The sequence below is a fragment of the Methanocalculus chunghsingensis genome (genome assembly GCF_018132105.1).
Taxonomy (GTDB): Archaea; Halobacteriota; Methanomicrobia; order Methanomicrobiales; family Methanocorpusculaceae; genus Methanocalculus; species Methanocalculus chunghsingensis.
The window spans coordinates 1-16281 of record NZ_JWHL01000008.1 but is presented as its reverse complement, the minus strand read 5'-3'; the positions used below and the strand labels follow the sequence as shown (position 1 = coordinate 16281).

Here is a 16281-nt window from a genome sequence, read left to right as displayed (position 1 = left end):
GAGATGATGATACTATGACGATAAAACTAGGATTGGTCGTTGCGGAGTTTAACCGCGATATCACGTACATGATGGAGATCGAGGCAGAGGAGCATGCAAAGTTCCTTGGCGCGGAAGTCATTGACCGGATATATGTCCCTGGTGCATATGACATGCCGCTTGCCATCAAGAAGATGTTAAAGGATGGAAATGTCGATGCGGTTGTCACCATCGGCTGTGTCATCGAAGGGGCAACCGGGCATGATCAGATCGTCGTCCAGCATGCCTCCCGGAAGATCATCGACCTCTCTCTTGAGTTTGAGAAGCCGGTGGCACTTGGTATCTCGGGTCCGGGTATGACCCGTCTTGAGGCACAGGAACGGGTCGATTATGCCCGCAGGGCCGTCGAATCGGCGGTGAAACTGGTTCAGAGATTGTCATGAAGCATCTCTCAACGGCGATAGGGGCGATCACCCCTTCGGCAACGATGGCTATCACTGACCGGGCGAAGGAGATGGCCCGGGAGGGAATCGATGTCATCAGCCTCTCGATCGGTGAGCCGGACTTCGCGACCCCTGACCATATCACCGAGGCGGCGATTGCGGCACTGAGGCGTGGAGAGACCCATTATGCCCCCTCACGCGGGATCCCGGAGCTGCTGGATGCGATAGCAGAGAAGCTCGGGAGAGAGAACAATATTCCTGCCTCATCTGCCGATATCATCGCAACCGCCGGTGCAAAGGATGCGATCCGGCTCCTCTGCCAGGCGGTCCTGAACCCGGACGACGAGGTGATCATCCTTGATCCCTCCTGGGTCTCCTATGAGCCCTGTATCCAGATGGCTGGTGGCCGGGCGGTCCATTACCCTCTTGATCCTGAGACATTTCAGCCGGGAGAGGATCTGGCGGATCTGATCACCCCTGCAACGAAGATGATCATCATCAACTCCCCGTCGAATCCCACCGGGTCGATCCTCTCCCGTTCATCCCTCGGGATGATCGCTGATCTCTGTTCTGATCACGATATCCTCGCCCTCTCGGATGAGATCTATGAGAAGCTCGTCTATGACGGGGCCGAACATATCTCCCTTGCCTCGATTGGGGATATGGCAGAGCGGACCGTGACCGTAAACGGCTTCTCAAAGGCGTATGCGATGACCGGCTGGCGGCTCGGCTATGCCGCAGGGCCTGCACCAGTGATCAACTATATGAACCGGATCCAGCAGCACTCGGTCTCCCACCCGACGACCTTTGTGATGTATGGCGGTGTTGCTGCCCTCACCGGGGATCAGGGATGTGTCGAGGATATGCGGGCTGAATTTGCCGTTCGCCGGAGATATGTCATCGATCGCCTCTCCGGTGCAGGCTACCCCTGTGCACCCCCTGACGGTGCATTCTATGCATTTGCCCATGTCGGGGGGGACGATCTCGCTGTCGCCTCGGAATGGCTCGAAGAGCGGCATGTGGCGACGACCCCGGGATCAGCCTTTGGAGCGCCGGGATGGGTTCGGATCAGCTATGCAACCTCAATGGAACGGCTGGAAGATGCAATGGAGCGGATCTGCGGGGCGTAAGAAGCCTCTTTCAGGATCCCTTCCCAAATCTTTTTCCTCCTCTGTCAGAAACCAGGGATACACCAATGTCTCCATCTCCTCCCCATGACGACTCCTCACGGGAGAAGACAGGGATCGCCCTTGTCGCGGTCTTCAGCAACACCTTCCTCGTCATTCTGAAGCTCGCCATCGGCTTCTTCACCGGATCGGTGGCGATCATATCCGATGCGGTGCATTCGGCAACAGACATCATCGCATCCTCGATTGCCTACTTTGCGGTGAGAAAGTCCGCCCGGCCGCCGGATGATCAGCACTCGTTTGGCCATGGGAAGTATGAGTCGCTCTCAGGACTCATCGAGGCTGTCCTGATCCTTTCTGTAGCCGGATACATTATCTACGAGGCTGCGGGGGCCCTCATCGCAGGCGAGAGCACCCTCAACCCCGACCTCATCGGCCTTGGCCTGGTGGCAGTCGGTGTCTCGGCACTTGCCAACATCATCATCTCCCATCGGATGATGGAGATTGCGAGACGGACCGAGTCGATTGCACTCGAGAGTGACGCCTGGCACCTGAGGACCGATGTATATACTTCAGTAGGTGTCTTTGCAGGACTTATCCTGATTCATTTCACCGGAATTCTCCTCCTCGATGCGGTTATTGCCATCGGTGTCGGTCTTGTCATCATCAGGACCGGGGTGGAACTTGTCAGAAAAGCACTTGCACAGATCCTTGATACCCGGCTGCCAGAGGAGGATGTCGCACGGATAGAGGAGATCCTCAAGGAACACTGCACCCGGTATGTCAATTTTCATGGTCTTCGAACCCGGCGATCCGGGCCTGACCGGTTCATCGAGTTTCATGTGATGTTTGACCAGGATATCCTCCTGAGCACAGCACATGATCTCGCAGATCATCTGGAGGCGGATCTGAAGACCGAATTTCCAAAGAGCCACGTTACCATTCATATGGAGCCGTGCCATGAAAAATGCGATGAGTGCGGGGTATTGCTCTGTCCCGCACGCAGGGAATAGCCGCTATTCCGGCTGGCTGATCGCCTTCTTAATGGTGAGGATATTCTTCCCGTCATCACGCCTGTAGGTGAGCCGGTCGGTCAGCTGGCGGGCAAGATAGATACCGAGGCCGCCGATCTTCCGGTCGCTGAGATCCAGGCCGATATCCGGGGGTGGAAGGTTCTCCGGATTAAACGGCATGCCCGAATCTGTGAAGGTGATGATGACCGTCGTCGCATCTCTGATAACCTCGATGCTCACTGAACCACCCTCTGCCCCATAGGCATAGGAGGCGATATTGGTAAAGATCTCATCTGCAGCCAGCTGGAGATCAAATATCTCTGTGGGTGAGAGTCCCATCGAAGAGAGTGTTTCTTCGAGAAAAAGAACCATATCAGGGAGTTTTTGGATATCTGCCCGGAATATCTCCTTTACATGCAGCGGTCTCACATCCTGAGAGGTGTTCTTCATCTTCCGGATCTCCTTTCCTACCCTGACAACGCCTCGGATACCGACTCCCTGATGGTGAAGACGGATGTCAGCCCGGTCATCGTGAAGACTGCGTCTATCTCGGGTCTGAGAGCGGCGATCCGCAGTTCCCCGCCTGTCTGTTTTAGCCGTTTCTGTGCAGAGAGGAGCACCCGGAGACCGGATGAGCTTGTATAGAGGAGCTCTCCGGCATCGAGGATGATGATTCTGAGACCTTCTCCGATCAGCCTCTCAAATGCCGCGTCAAGAAGCGTGAAGCTGGCAGCATCAAGCCGGCCGGATGGCCTGATGATCCCGATATCCTCCTCCATCCCGGTTTCGATCTCCAGCATCTATCTGATCATTACAGCCGATAGAAGATAGCCCTTTTCTCTCCGGCGTCCTGTGAGGGCGATAGATATACAAGGTTGATATACATTGATCGTGTATATTTATACTAATGCGAAATTCGTTCCTCGTCGCAGCTCTCGTCGTCGGCATCCTTCTTGGTGCCGGATCCGCATCTCTCCTCTCTTCTCCAGCCCTCCCGCAGGACAGGGAGGTGTTCTATCAGGTCTCTGCCATAGATGCCCTTCTTGAGAGTGTGTACGATGGCGTCATCCCGGTCGGTGATCTGATCCGGTATGGCGATACAGGGATTGGAACCTTTGACTCGCTTGATGGCGAGCTGATCCTTGTCGATGGAATCGTCTACCAGGCACGGGGGGACGGAACTGTCAGGATTGCACCATCCGATCTCCTCACTCCTCTTGCGATGACCACCTTCTTTGATCCTGATAGAACCCTCACCGGGGCATCGACGAGCGGATACGCCGGTTTTGAGAATCTTCTTGATGCAGAGGTGCGATCAGGAAACCTGATCTATATGATACGAATTGATGGTTCTTTCTCCTCTGTTACCGTCCGTGCCCCCCATCGGCAGGAGCGCCCCTATCCACGCCTTGTTGACGCACTGGCAGATCAGTATATCGCCACCCATACCAACGTCTCCGGTACCGCAGTCGGGACACTCCTTCCGGAGTATATGGGGGGTCTGAATGTTCCCGGTTATCATCTCCATTTCATCAGTGATGATCGTACGATCGGGGGCCATATCGTTGACTTCTCCCTTGAGAATGGAACTATCTTCCTTGATGAGACCCCACGTTTCATGATGCTCCTTCCATCGGAAGGAGGTTTTATTGAGGCAAAACTGGGCCGGGATCTCTCCCATGAACTAACAGCTGTTGAACGGCCGGTGACCGGGTGATCAGAAGTGGCGGATATCCCTTCCATTCTCTTCGTCTGCAACAGGAATGCAGGGCGCTCCCCGATGGCGGCCGGTCTCCTCCGCCACCTTGCACCTGGCCGCTACATTGCCCTGAGCGCCGGGATCACCCCTGCATCGAGAAGCAATCCGCTCGTCACCCGGGTGATGGATGAGATGGGGATCGATATCCCGGATCACAAGCCCGGCTCTCTTTCTGCACTCCTCGATCAGTGGTTCGACCGGATCATCCTCCTGACAGACGAGGTACCCCCCTTCCTCCCACCGGCAGGGGAGGTCATCCAGGTCCCGCTCTCCGACCCTGCCGTTCTTCAGGGCCCGGAGGAGGTGCAGCTTGCCGCCCTCCGCTCTCTGAGGGATGAAATTGCCGCATGGATCAGGGGGAATCTCCTCTGAGAGGGTGGCTTCTATCTCTTCTCCTCCTGATGTTCATCTTCTGCCCGGCAGCCTCGGCCGATGAAAGAATGGTTCTTGTTCTCCACTCCTATCATCCCGAGATGGTCTGGGTGACAGATATCAGTGCCGGTATCGAGGGGGTTCTGGGTACATCAACGGATCCAATCCAGATACGGACCGAGTATATGGATACGAAGCGGTACGATTCACCTGAGTATCTTGACCAGCTCGCCGCGATGTACCGGTACAAGTACCGCGATGACCCCCCTGACTGCATCATCGTTGCAGATGATGCCGGACTACGTTTTCTTCTGGATTACAGAGATGAACTCTTTCCCGGGATCCCGATCGTCTTCTGTGGTATCAACCATTATGATCCCCTGCTGATCGAGGGGCATACAGGAATCACCGGTGTCGTCGAGGGTCTCAATATCCATGATACACTGGTGCTGATCAGAACCCTTCATCCCGATATGAAGCGGCTGGTTGTGATAAATGAAAAGAGTATTACCGGAGAACAGACGCTGAGGACGTTCAGTGGGGTTGCATCTGTCCTCCCTGCTTCTGTATCTGTTGATTATATCGAAGGGGAATCGCTTCCTGCAATCGGGAATCGTCTCGGATCATATGGTGGGGGGGATGTTATCCTCCTCCTGGCACTGACCAATGATCCGGATGGTGCGGCATTCATCCCGCATGACAGGGTGGGATCCTCCATTGCGGCGAGGACGGATGCCCCTGTGTATGGTATCTTTGAGTACTATCTTGGAGAGGGGGTGATCGGGGGGGTCTTCTGTATTGGACGGGACCAGGGGAGGATTGCTGCTGATCTTGCACGGAAGATCCTTGATGGCGCAGATCCCGACGACCTCCCCGTCATTGAAGAGATTGAGACGAAAGCGATCGTCGATCATCGGGCTCTCATCGCCCATCAGATTGCCCCTGAAGATCTCCCCCCGGGAACGGAGATCATCAACACGCCTCCACCTATCGTTGAGATCCCCGTCTATATCCTCATCGCCCTTCTCTTCGGGTGCGTCTTCCTCGTCACCATCGTCGTTATGAAAGAGGCCGAGCTTCAGAGGCAGAGAGGGATGGAGGCTGAGCTCCGGGAGCGGGAGGAACTGTATCGCGGGATCAGTGAGCGGAGCTTTGATCCGATCGTCACCATCGATCCGGATGGCAGGATAACGTACCTCTCACCATCATTTCAGCGGGTTGCCGGTATGGCCGTTACGGCTGTTATCGGGACGCAGCTCTCCGGGTTCATTGCGAATGACGATCGGGAGAAGGTAAGCAGAGCCTTTGAGACCATCCGCAATGGTGAACGGGTGGAGGATCTCACCTTCCGGTTCCTGCGATCAGATGGCAAAGAGGCAATGATCGAGGCGACCTTCTTCCCTATCCGAAAAGGAGGGAGTATCATCGGTATTCAGGGGCTGCTCCGGGATATCACCGAGAGGATGGAACTCATCTCGCAACAGAAGGAGGCATTCAGGCAGATCGAGGAGAATATCACCCAGCTTGCGATCCTTGGGGATCATATTCGAAATCCCCTCCAGGTTATCGAAGGCTACACCATCCTCGGTAATGGGGAGTATGCTCTGGAGATCTCAGAGCAGGTTCGAAGGATCAACGACATCGTCTCCCGGCTTGACCAGGGGTGGGTTGAGTCTGAGAATGTCCGGGCGTTTCTGAAGCGCCATTATGCCATCGATCCCGATCATGAGGATGAGAAGCATTAAGTGCAAATGTAACGAATGTTTTACATTCTCAGGCACCCGGCCCGGGTGCTGGTGGTGAATATTTATGGCAGAAAGCATCATGAAAATACTCTTCCGGCCCGATGAGTTCTTTGAAGAGCATGCAGGGAAGGAGCCTGCACTCGGGCTGCCGTTTGGTATCGTCCTGATATATGCAGCCCTCTCTGCGATCCTCGGGTATCAGATGACGGTACTGATGGCCCCGATGTACGCCTCGATTGCAGAGGGATATGAGGGGATCATCATCTTCTTTGGAGCCGCCGGTGGATTTGTTTCGGCAATCATATTCTGGATCATCGCATCGGTCATCTTCTATCTGCTGAGTATGATCTTCAAGGGTGAAGGCTCGATGAAGAAGGTCCTTGAGGCGGTCGGATACGGGATCGCCCCCCTCATCGCCTCGGTCGGCATTGCCATCATCTGGCTCTCGATGATCGCCGACCAGATCATCACCCCGGTGATCCGTGATTTTATGGATCCTGCCGCAGTTGATACAGCCCTGGAAGCATTTATGGCCCAGCCGGCGATGGCGGAGTACACCCTCCTCCAGACGGTCCTCTCGATCGTCTTTATGATCTGGGCTGCAAACATCTGGTATTCAGGGATGCGGTATGCCAGGAAGCTTACTGCACGGGATGCCGCATACACAGTTTTTATCCCTGTAGGATTATATCTTATCATAACCATCATTTCAGTCGGGGTTCTCTGATGCGGATATATCTCATACTACTGGTTCTCCTTGCGGCTCTTGTCTCCACAGGGGTTGCAGCCGAAGCCTCGGCACAGGTGACGGTGACCGGAATCTCCCTTGATCCCGAGGTCTTTATGCCATGGGATACCGGGACATTGCAGCTCACTGTTCAGAATACCGGAACGCTCCCGATCAGCATCTCGGCTGTCCGCCTGACCGGCCAGCAGAATGTGGAGGTGCTCACCTCCCCGCATACCGGATCAGGAGCCCTGGGTGCCGGAAACAGCATGACGTTTACCTATACCATCCGGGTCCGGGGCGAGGAGGGTATCTTCTACCCACGCTTCTCCATGAATTTCATGGGAGGCGGCTCCCTCTCTGAGCCGATCCTTCTCAGGGTGGACCGGCGGCCGCTCGATGCTGCCATCTCATCCCGGCCTGACATCTTTATGGAGGGGAGGAAGGATACTGTCGTCGTCTCCCTTGGAAACCCACGGATGAACAGCATATCATCCGTTTCGGTCGTCCCCGTCACCGGTGTTGCCGATGTCGTTCCAACGACCATCTTCATCGGGTCGCTTGCACCGGGTGAATCGAGGGATGCTTCGTTTTCAGTCACGCCGACTGGAACAGGTGATCTCACATTCAACGTAGAGTATCGCAACGGCCAGAATACCCACTCTGTACCGCTGACCATCCCGATCACCCCGGGTACTGCAAAGAAGGCGGCAGATCCGATCGTCTCGAATATCGAGGTGACATCGGTTCCAGGCGGATACCGTATAACCGGGGATGTCTCAAATGCCGGACTTGAATCTGCACGTTCTGTTGTGATGACTACGTCATCCCCGGCAACGCCAATCGATCCGTTCCGGGTCTATGTTGTTGGAACGCTTGATCCCGATGACTTCTCCTCCTTCGAGGTGACCTTTGCCGCCTCAGATGCCGAAGAGATCCCCCTTCTTATCCGGTACCGCGATGATGATGGAAATCTCTATGAAGAGACGGTGATGGCGACGATCAGATCCGGGTTACAGCCTGTACAGGAACATGAGGGCGGCCTCTCTCCGATGATGATCGGGATCATTCTCCTCTCAGTCGTGATCGTTGCAGGAGCGATCATCTATTCACGAAAGAAGAAGAGATGACACCCGCGATCCGGTTTCTGGACGTCTCAAAGATCTACTCTCTCAGGAGTGGGGATGTCACCGCCCTCGACAATGTCACCCTCTCGATCGAGGAGGGGGAGTTCATCGCAGTGATGGGGCCGTCCGGATCCGGAAAATCAACTCTCCTGAATATGATGGGGTGCCTCGACACCCCGACAAAAGGCCAGGTCTTCATCGGGGAGAGAAATATCGGGGAGATGACCGATGATGAACTGACGATGCTCCGGCGTGAGCACCTCGGTTTCATCTTCCAGCAGTTTAACTTAATCCCCCTTCTTTCAGCGATAGAAAATGTCCGGCTTCCCCTGATCCTGAAAGGGGGTGATCCGGGATGCACCGACCGGTGCATGAATATCCTTGCCGAGGTCGGCATTGAGGTCGATCGCCTCGATCATACCCCTGCAGAACTCTCCGGCGGCCAGCAGCAGCGGGTTGCAATCGCCCGTGCCCTCATCAATGATCCTGAGGTTCTGCTTGCGGATGAGCCGACAGGAAATCTCGATACGAAGACCGGTGCGCAGATCATGGATCTCCTCGTCCGCCTCCAGAAGGAGGAGGGGAAGACGATCATCATGGTGACCCATGATCCAACCCTCTCGGAGTATGCTGACCGCGTCATCCGGATCGTTGACGGGAGGATTGCATGAACCGCCCGATCTTCTTCCTCTTCGCGATCCGGAACCTTCGTCTGCACTGGCTTCGGTCACTTCTGGCGATGCTTGGGATCATCATCGGTGTGGTTGCGATCACCTCGATGGGTATCCTCGGCTCCTCCCTTGTCCTCTCCATCTCAGAAGACCTGACGACGGTCGGCGATACGATCGTCGTCGTCCCCCATAGCGGCGGGAGCGGTATGGGTGGCGGGCCTGGTGGCGCCGGGATATCATCGGATGATACAATCACTTCCCGGCAGCTTGAGCGGATCACCCGTGCATCCGTTCCTCATACCGTCATCCCGATCTATTCAGGGGGTGAACGGATCAGGATCGGGGCTGAGACAGGATTCGCCCCCATCTATGGGATGCGGACAGCCGATATTCCGCTACTTCTTGAACGGGAGGATGGCCAGTACCTGCGGGGATCATCAGGTGCGATGATCGGGGCCCTCCTTGCAGAGACCTACTCGCTGAAGGTCGGGAGCAGGATCCTGGTCGGCTCTGATGAACAGCCGGTCAGGGTGACCGGGGTTCTGGAGGAGCGGGGCATGGGGTTTGACATCAACACCGACAGTGCCATCGTCGTCTCTGAGAGATGGTATGAGAACCGGTATGAGCCCTCCGGGTATGATCGGGTCATCGTGAAGGTGCGTGATCTTGAGGAGATCGAAGCGGTGAAGAGCTCTATCGAGACCTCACTGAACCGGAGGGAGACGGAGGTGGATGTCTATGATACCCGCGCCATCCTCGCGACCATCCTCGAGACATTCGGCAGGATCTCGACCTTCACCATCGCTATCGGTGGAATCTCCCTCATTGTGGCAGGGGTCTCCATCTTCAATGTCATGATGATGTCGGTGATGGAGCGGTACCGGGAGATCGGGGTACTCCGTTCCATCGGTGCCCTCAGGCGGGAGATCAGGCGTATGTTCTTCTATGAGTCGCTCCTCCTCGGTGTTGCGGGATCGATTATCGGGGGCATCCTCTCGGTTGCCGGAGGATACCTTGCACTCCTTGTGATGCTTGAGGATACCAGCTATCTCCTCGCCCCGTCAAGCCTCATTTACATCCCGATCGGGATGGTCTTTGGCGTAGGGACGTCGATCCTTTCCGGATTGTATCCGGCATGGAAGGCATCCGAAGCTGATCCGATCGAAGCGCTCCGGCATGAATGAACGGTCGCCTGGATAAATCCACAACTATTATCTCTTCTTTTTCCAGAATGTACTACCGGATTCTCCGATGATCAGATGGCTGGCTGAGCCCGCCGGAGGTGATGTCAGGGTTGTTCTCTGTTATACACGATGAAGAGGCATTCACCGGCCTTGAGGCGGCGGTCATTCTGATCGCCTTTGTCGTCGTTGCGGCAGTTTTTTCATATGCTCTCCTCGGATCAGGCTTTTATGCAACCGAGAAGGCGCGCCAGGTCACCTCGGATGCCGGGACAACCCCCTCTTCGGTGATGGTGGCCGGATCGGTTATTCTGAAGACCGATGCATTTTCCAATCCGGAATCACTCAGTTTCTTCTGCGAGGTTATCGGAGGGGAGGCTGCCATCTCGGGTATCCACTACTCGCTCCATACAACCGGGATGATCTACCAGGTCCCGGATACGGATCTTCAACTCAGGTGGCCATCCGGGGGATCGGCTGAGGGACTCCTCTCCCGTGGGGAACTCCTCAGCGTCAGACTGACCATCACTGATGCGGGCCTCTCCACCGGAGATGACTTCACCCTCACCATCATTCCACCCCGCGGGGTGCCGGTCAACATACCATGCACCGTTCCGGGTACGCTCCTTGGGAACAAACGCTATGAGGTGGGATGAGTGGAGGACGGTTTCACCGGCCTTGAAGCTGCAGTCGTCCTGATCGCCTTCGTCGTCATCGCCGCCGTCTTTTCACAGATCATCCTTGCCGCAGGCTTCTCAATCTCACAGAATGTCGGAACAGAGGTTATCGAGGGTGTTCACCGGGGAAACTCGGGCTTTGTTCTGGCAGGAAGCATCTTTGCGGTTGATACGAATAATGATCTGAGATGGGCTGAACACCTTGAGATCCCGGTCCAGCTGACGCCGGGATCCCGTCCGGTTGATCTCAGGACCGTCTCCATCAGGTTCAGAGGGTTTTACCATTACGAAGAGATGTATGCGCATGATCCCCTCTTCACCTCTTCCCCTGCCACTCCCCGCTTCTCGATCATCCGCCCGATACGCGATGATCAGAATCCAATCCTTGAACCCGGCGAGGTGGTCGTCTTTATGGTGAAACCCGGCATGTCGCGGGATCTCTCTCCGGGGTCACGGTTCACCGTCGAGATCATCGCACCAGGTGTTTATCCTCTTCATATCCCTTTCCTTTTTCCACCAGCCATAACCAGATATACCAGGGTCGGCTGATGATGCGCAAACCCGAAGCCTCATTATAAAGGAATGACAAACGTACCCTGATTCGGATGGCTGAGATACCAGAGGATGAATACCTCCTCAAATGCACGACGGCCTGTGCCGGGTGCAGCGCAGCGCTTGCACTCAGGTATGTGCTCAAGGCGGCCGGACCAGATACGGTGCTTGTCGTTCCGGCATGCTGTACAAGTGTTCTGCAGGGAATATACCCAAATACCGCATTTGCTGTTCCTGTGTATAATATCGCATTTGCTGCTGCGGCGGCATGTGCATCAGGAATGAGCGAAGCGTTTGCGAGTGAAGGAAAGAAGACGAACGTCATCGTCTTTGCGGGCGATGGTGGAACAGTGGATATTGGTATCCAGGCACTATCGGGTGCACTTGAACGTGGCACCAACTTCCTCTACATCTGCTATGATAATGAGGCATATGGAAACACCGGGATGCAGCGGTCGGGTGCAACCCCGATAGGGGCACGGACGACGACGACACCGGGTGGAAAGACCGATACGAAGAAGGATATCGATCGGATCATTGCCGCTCATAACATCCCCTACCAGGCGACGGCATCTGCGGCACATCCAAAGGATCTCTTTGAGAAGGTGAAGACCGCCCTTGCCACGCCCGGCCCCTCGTTCATTCATATCCTTGTTCCCTGCCCGCCGGGCTGGCGTATCCCCTCTGATATGCCGGTGACGGTCGGGAAGATGGCGGTGAAGACCGGCATGTGGGTCCTATGGGAGAGGAAGTACGGGGAACTTACCATTAATGGCCCCTCCAGGGCTGTGATGAAGAAGCGGCTCCCGCTGAAGGAGTATCTCTCGCTTCAGGGTCGGTTCAAGGGGATCACAGAGAAGCAGGTGAATGAACTTGAGCAGCAGCTCGGGAAGAATCTCGCCATGCTTGCGAAAGAGGAGGCAGGAGAATGCTGACGATAGCAACAGGGAACAAGGCGGTTGCGGCTGCCGTGAAAGCGGCAAAGCCCGCCGTTGTTGCGGCATACCCGATCACCCCCCAGACCGAGGTGGTCGAGCAGATCGCAGAGTATGTTACTGCAGGTGAGATGGATGCCCGGTATATTCCGGTAGAGAGCGAACACTCGGCGATGACCGCCTGTATCGGGGCCTCAATAACCGGTGTCCGTTCTTTCACGGCGACCAGCTCCCATGGGCTTCTCTATATGCATGAGATGCTCCACTGGGCTGCAGGTGCCCGCCTTCCCATCGTGATGGCAAACATCAACCGCTCCCTCGGTCCCGGATGGAATGTCTGGGCAGAACATACCGATGCCTTCTCACAACGAGACACCGGATGGCTTCAGTTCTTCGTCGGCGATGTTCAGGAGGCGTATGATACCACCCTGATGGCATTCCGTATTGCAGAGAACAATGATATCCTCCTCCCGGTGATGGTGAATCTCGATGGTTTTGTCCTCTCCCATATCATGCAGTCACTTGAGACGGTGGAGCCTGGAGACTATATTCCTCCGATGCGGCTCCCCCACAGGATCGATCCGGAGAACCCGGCAGGCTATGGTGCAATGACCGGGCCAAACGATCATTTCAGGTTCCGGTGGGAGATCGAGCGGGCGATGCGCAATTCGCCGGCTGTCATCCGGGATGCGGAGGAGGAGTTCTTCAGACAGTTCGGGCGGAAATATGGCCCGACCGAGGAGTACCGATGCGAGGATGCCGAGGTGCTCATCGTCGCACTCGGGACACTTGGCAAAGAGGCCGAAGTGGCAGTCGATATCCTCAGGGACGCTGGTATCAAGGCAGGCTCCATGAGAATCCGCTGGTTCAGGCCATTCCCTGACCTTGATATCGGGGGACGCGATCTCGTCGTCCTGGATCGGGGGTACTCATTCGGGTACGGCGGGGTCCTCTCTTCTGAGATCCGCTCGAAGTATCCGGGTGCCTCGATCTACTCGGTCGTCGCCGGACTTGGCGGCCAGGAGGTCACCTATGATGATATCGCCGGTTTTGTCAGGGATCGCCGGATGGGTGAAGAGTTCTGGTTCGGGGTTGATGCCTGATGTATGAGATCCGGATCCATTCGCGTGGTGGACAGGGTGGTGTCACTGCCGCCCGTCTCATAGCGATGGCGGCCTTCCTCGACAAAAAGCATGCAACAGCCGCCCCGTTCTATGGTGCCGAACGACGTGGTGCTCCTGTCGTCTCGTTTGTCCGTATCGATGATCATACCATCAAGATCTACTCCCAGATCCGATCCCCTGATCTCGTCATCGTCCTTGATGCAAGCATCATGGATGCGGTCGATGTCCTTCAGGGGATGAAGCCAGGCGGCCGTGTTCTCATCAACAGCCCGCATCCGGTTGATCTCCCCGGGGTTGAGGTTATGACAATCGATCTCACCGGAATTGCCCTCTCCGTGGATCTTGTCGTCGCGGGGAGCCCGATCCTAAATACCCCTGTTCTTGGGGCGATTGCAAAGATGGGTCTCATCACCCATGAATCTGCGCTTACCGCGATCCGTGATATGTTTACGGATGAGCGGAACGTGAAGGCGGCTGAGGCTGCATATGAGGAGTTGACGCTATGAGTGACCCTGTTGCGATGAGCAGGCCCCGGAAGGGAGCTGCAGGAAAGACCGGAACATGGCGGACATTCCGGCCGGTGGTCGATCGCGAGGCATGCAATGCCTGCGGCCTCTGTGCGATGTACTGCCCTGACGCCTGCATCGATGCCGATCTTGAGATCGATCTTGAGTTCTGCAAAGGATGTGGGATCTGTGCCCAGGAATGCCCCAAAAAGGCAATCCGGATGGACCGCGAAGAGCGGTGATCACCCCCCAATCTCTCTTCTGCCCTCATACAAGGTTTTAAATATTTTTAGTTCGTCTATATCCTTACAGTTCGTTGGGTTACGAACATATGCCAGGTCCAGTCTCCGGGGAGTTCCGGGTCATGAGCACCATCTGCTCTCTGTTTTTTTTGGGCCGGTCCTGGATGTGAGGAAAGTCTATGGCAAATATTGTATCAGACGTAATATGCACCTTCTGCGGAACACTCTGTGACGATCTTGAGATCGAGCTCTCCGATGACGGCAGGAAGATCAAAGAGGTCTATCATGCCTGTGCCATCGGTGCAGAGAAGTTCCTTCATTCCCAGGCAGAAGACCGGATCACCCGGCCCCGGATGCAGGATGACGACGGCAACTGGACCGACGTCTCCTACGAGGAGGCGGCAAAATACACCGCCAAAATCCTCTGTGACGCAAAGAAGCCCCTGATGTATGGCTGGTCCTCAACCTCCTGTGAGGCACAGAGTGTCGGCCATGAGATCGCCGAAGCTGTCGGCGGCATGGTGGACAACACCGCGACCGTCTGCCACGGGTCATCACTCATCGCCGTCCAGGACGTCGGGATTCCATCCTGCACCCTCGGCGAAGCGATGAACCGTGCCGACCGTGTCGTCTTCTGGGGATGCAACCCGGCACACGCCCACCCACGGCACATGTCCCGGTACTCGGTCTATCCCCGTGGATTCTTCACCGGAAAGGGCTCAAAGAGCAGAAAGGTCATCGTCGTTGACCCACGCAAGACAGATACCGCATCCCTTGCCGATGCACATCTCCAGCTTGAACAGGGTCGTGACTACGAACTCCTCTCAGCTCTCCGTGTCGCGTTCCGTGGCGAAAAACTCCCGGATTTCGTTGCAGGCATCCCCAAAGACCAGATCTACGAAGCAGCCGACCTCTTAAAGAGCGGCAGGTTTGTGATCATCTATTTCGGGATGGGTGTCACCCAGTCACTGGGCAAGAACCATAACATCGATATCGCAATCGCAGTCACCCGTGACTTAAACGACTATACCAAAGCGGCCATTATGCCGATGCGGGGCCACTACAACGTCACCGGCTCAGGCGAGGTCCTCGGCTGGCAGTTCGGGTTCCCGTTCTGTGTCGATCTCTCCCGTGGTGTCGCCCGATATAACCCCGGCGAGACCAGTTCAAACGATCTGCTTGTCCGGGATGAACTCGATGCCGTCTTCGTCCTCGGGTCTGACCCCGGTGCACACTTCCCGATCAGCTCGGTCAAAAAGATTGCCCAGCTCCCATCGGTTGCCATCGACCCCCATCTCACCCCGACGACCGCGGTCTGCAAACTGCATGTCCCGGTCGCCTTCGTCGGTGTCGAGGTCGGCGGCTGCTGTTACCGGATGGATAACGTTCCGATCGAGTCACGCAAAGTCGTTGACCCGCCGGAAGGGATGCTCACCGACCAGGAGTTCCTCACGATGGTCCTTGGTGAAGTCAGGAAATGCAAGGGAGTGTAGAACCAATGGCAGAATATCTCATCAAAAATGGTTTTGTCTTCGACCCGGTCCTGGGGATCAACGGAGATAAGAAGGACATCGCCATCAAAGACGGCAAGATTGTCGAGAGTGTCGGTGCATCTGCAAAGGTGATCGATGCTGCCGGCAAGACCGTGATGGCCGGGGGTGTGGATATCCACGCCCACGTCGCCGGACCAAAGGTCAATGTCGGCCGGTGGTTCCGCCCTGAAGACAAGAAGCAGGCGACCTATGAACCTGGCCGCGGTGTCCGCAGGATGTCGGGCGGGTTCTCTGTCCCGACCGTCTTCAAGACCGGCTACGAGTATGCGAACATGGGATACACCACCGTCATGGAGGCGGCGATGCCCCCGTTCTATGCACGGCATGTCCATGAAGAGATGCGGGACACTCCGATCCTTGACCAGGGTGCGTACCCGGTCTTTGGGAACAACTGGTTCGTCCTTGAGTATCTCAAGAACGGCGAGATCGAGAATACCGCGGCATATATTGCATGGCTTCTCCGTATGACGAAGGGATATGCAATCAAATGCGTTAATCCCGGCGGTACCGAGGCATGGGGCTGGGGACTGAACTGTACAAGCGTTCAT

20 protein-coding genes are annotated in these 16281 nt (G+C 55.9%); 18 read left to right on the top strand and 2 right to left on the bottom strand.

The genetic code is table 11. The features are described 5' to 3' along the window. Positions 1 to 14: 14 nt before the first annotated feature. The 3 genes from ribH (at position 15) to RJ53_RS06220 (ending at position 2562) form a co-directional block, all read left to right on the top strand. Positions 15 to 422, top strand: a complete 408-nt coding sequence (gene ribH / locus RJ53_RS06230) for a 6,7-dimethyl-8-ribityllumazine synthase (protein ID WP_211530760.1) — start codon at positions 15 to 17, stop codon at positions 420 to 422. Next, positions 419 to 1552: a pyridoxal phosphate-dependent aminotransferase gene (locus RJ53_RS06225; protein ID WP_211530759.1), complete on the top strand. Its 1134-nt coding sequence runs from the start codon at positions 419 to 421 to the stop codon at positions 1550 to 1552. Before ribH ends, RJ53_RS06225 begins: the two co-directional genes overlap by 4 nt. A 65-nt stretch (positions 1553 to 1617) precedes the next feature. Further along, on the top strand, positions 1618 to 2562 hold the full coding sequence (locus RJ53_RS06220; RefSeq protein ID WP_211530758.1) for a cation diffusion facilitator family transporter: 945 nt from the start codon (positions 1618 to 1620) through the stop codon (positions 2560 to 2562). Between the two features lie 3 nt (positions 2563 to 2565). Here the strand turns inward: RJ53_RS06220 and RJ53_RS06215 are convergent, their stop codons facing one another. Continuing rightward, positions 2566 to 3012 carry an ATP-binding protein gene (locus RJ53_RS06215; RefSeq protein ID WP_211530757.1) on the bottom strand — a complete coding sequence of 149 codons (447 nt, stop codon included), beginning with the start codon at positions 3010 to 3012 and terminating at the stop codon, positions 2566 to 2568. A 17-nt stretch (positions 3013 to 3029) separates the two neighbouring features. Next, positions 3030 to 3362 carry an STAS domain-containing protein gene (locus RJ53_RS06210; protein ID WP_211530756.1) on the bottom strand — a complete coding sequence of 111 codons (333 nt, stop codon included), beginning with the start codon at positions 3360 to 3362 and terminating at the stop codon, positions 3030 to 3032. Between the two features lie 107 nt (positions 3363 to 3469). Between RJ53_RS06210 and budA the strand changes: the two genes are divergently transcribed. From budA to RJ53_RS06135, 15 genes are all read left to right on the top strand, one after another. Continuing rightward, positions 3470 to 4279, top strand: coding sequence for an acetolactate decarboxylase (gene budA, locus RJ53_RS06205; RefSeq protein ID WP_211530755.1), 810 nt, complete (start codon positions 3470 to 3472; stop codon positions 4277 to 4279). A gap of 6 nt (positions 4280 to 4285) precedes the next feature. Then, positions 4286 to 4693, top strand: coding sequence for an arsenate reductase ArsC (locus tag RJ53_RS06200; RefSeq protein ID WP_211530754.1), 408 nt, complete (start codon positions 4286 to 4288; stop codon positions 4691 to 4693). After that, a complete protein-coding gene (locus tag RJ53_RS06195; protein WP_211530753.1) occupies positions 4669 to 6438 on the top strand; it encodes a PAS domain S-box protein in 1770 nt (589 codons plus the stop codon). Before RJ53_RS06200 ends, RJ53_RS06195 begins: the two co-directional genes overlap by 25 nt. A gap of 64 nt (positions 6439 to 6502) precedes the next feature. Continuing rightward, entirely contained in the window at positions 6503 to 7165 is a 663-nt protein-coding gene (locus RJ53_RS06190) for a YIP1 family protein (protein ID WP_211530752.1), read from the top strand. Continuing rightward, positions 7165 to 8295: a COG1361 S-layer family protein gene (locus RJ53_RS06185; protein ID WP_211530751.1), complete on the top strand. Its 1131-nt coding sequence runs from the start codon at positions 7165 to 7167 to the stop codon at positions 8293 to 8295. The genes RJ53_RS06190 and RJ53_RS06185 overlap by 1 nt, the downstream gene beginning before the upstream one ends. Continuing rightward, complete coding sequence (locus RJ53_RS06180) at positions 8292 to 8963, top strand: ABC transporter ATP-binding protein (protein ID WP_211530750.1); 672 nt, start codon at positions 8292 to 8294, stop codon at positions 8961 to 8963. The genes RJ53_RS06185 and RJ53_RS06180 overlap by 4 nt, the downstream gene beginning before the upstream one ends. Beyond that, entirely contained in the window at positions 8960 to 10147 is a 1188-nt protein-coding gene (locus tag RJ53_RS06175; protein WP_211530749.1) for an ABC transporter permease, read from the top strand. The genes RJ53_RS06180 and RJ53_RS06175 overlap by 4 nt, the downstream gene beginning before the upstream one ends. 101 nt (positions 10148 to 10248) lie before the next feature. After that, positions 10249 to 10800, top strand: a complete 552-nt coding sequence (locus tag RJ53_RS06170; RefSeq protein ID WP_211530748.1) for a flagellin — start codon at positions 10249 to 10251, stop codon at positions 10798 to 10800. Further along, a complete protein-coding gene (locus RJ53_RS06165) occupies positions 10801 to 11370 on the top strand; it encodes a flagellin (RefSeq protein ID WP_211530747.1) in 570 nt (189 codons plus the stop codon). A 56-nt stretch (positions 11371 to 11426) separates the two neighbouring features. Beyond that, positions 11427 to 12308, top strand: coding sequence for a thiamine pyrophosphate-dependent enzyme (locus RJ53_RS06160; RefSeq protein ID WP_211530746.1), 882 nt, complete (start codon positions 11427 to 11429; stop codon positions 12306 to 12308). Continuing rightward, positions 12302 to 13411, top strand: a complete 1110-nt coding sequence (gene porA, locus RJ53_RS06155; RefSeq protein WP_211530745.1) for a pyruvate ferredoxin oxidoreductase — start codon at positions 12302 to 12304, stop codon at positions 13409 to 13411. Before RJ53_RS06160 ends, porA begins: the two co-directional genes overlap by 7 nt. Further along, on the top strand, positions 13411 to 13938 hold the full coding sequence (locus RJ53_RS06150; protein WP_211530744.1) for a 2-oxoacid:acceptor oxidoreductase family protein: 528 nt from the start codon (positions 13411 to 13413) through the stop codon (positions 13936 to 13938). The genes porA and RJ53_RS06150 overlap by 1 nt, the downstream gene beginning before the upstream one ends. Further along, complete coding sequence (locus tag RJ53_RS06145; RefSeq protein WP_211530743.1) at positions 13935 to 14180, top strand: 4Fe-4S binding protein; 246 nt, start codon at positions 13935 to 13937, stop codon at positions 14178 to 14180. Before RJ53_RS06150 ends, RJ53_RS06145 begins: the two co-directional genes overlap by 4 nt. 179 nt (positions 14181 to 14359) lie before the next feature. Then, a complete protein-coding gene (locus RJ53_RS06140; RefSeq protein ID WP_211530742.1) occupies positions 14360 to 15673 on the top strand; it encodes a formylmethanofuran dehydrogenase subunit B in 1314 nt (437 codons plus the stop codon). A gap of 5 nt (positions 15674 to 15678) precedes the next feature. After that, positions 15679 to 16281 (top strand): amidohydrolase family protein (locus RJ53_RS06135; protein WP_211530741.1); only part of this gene is annotated, 603 nt, incomplete at its 3' end.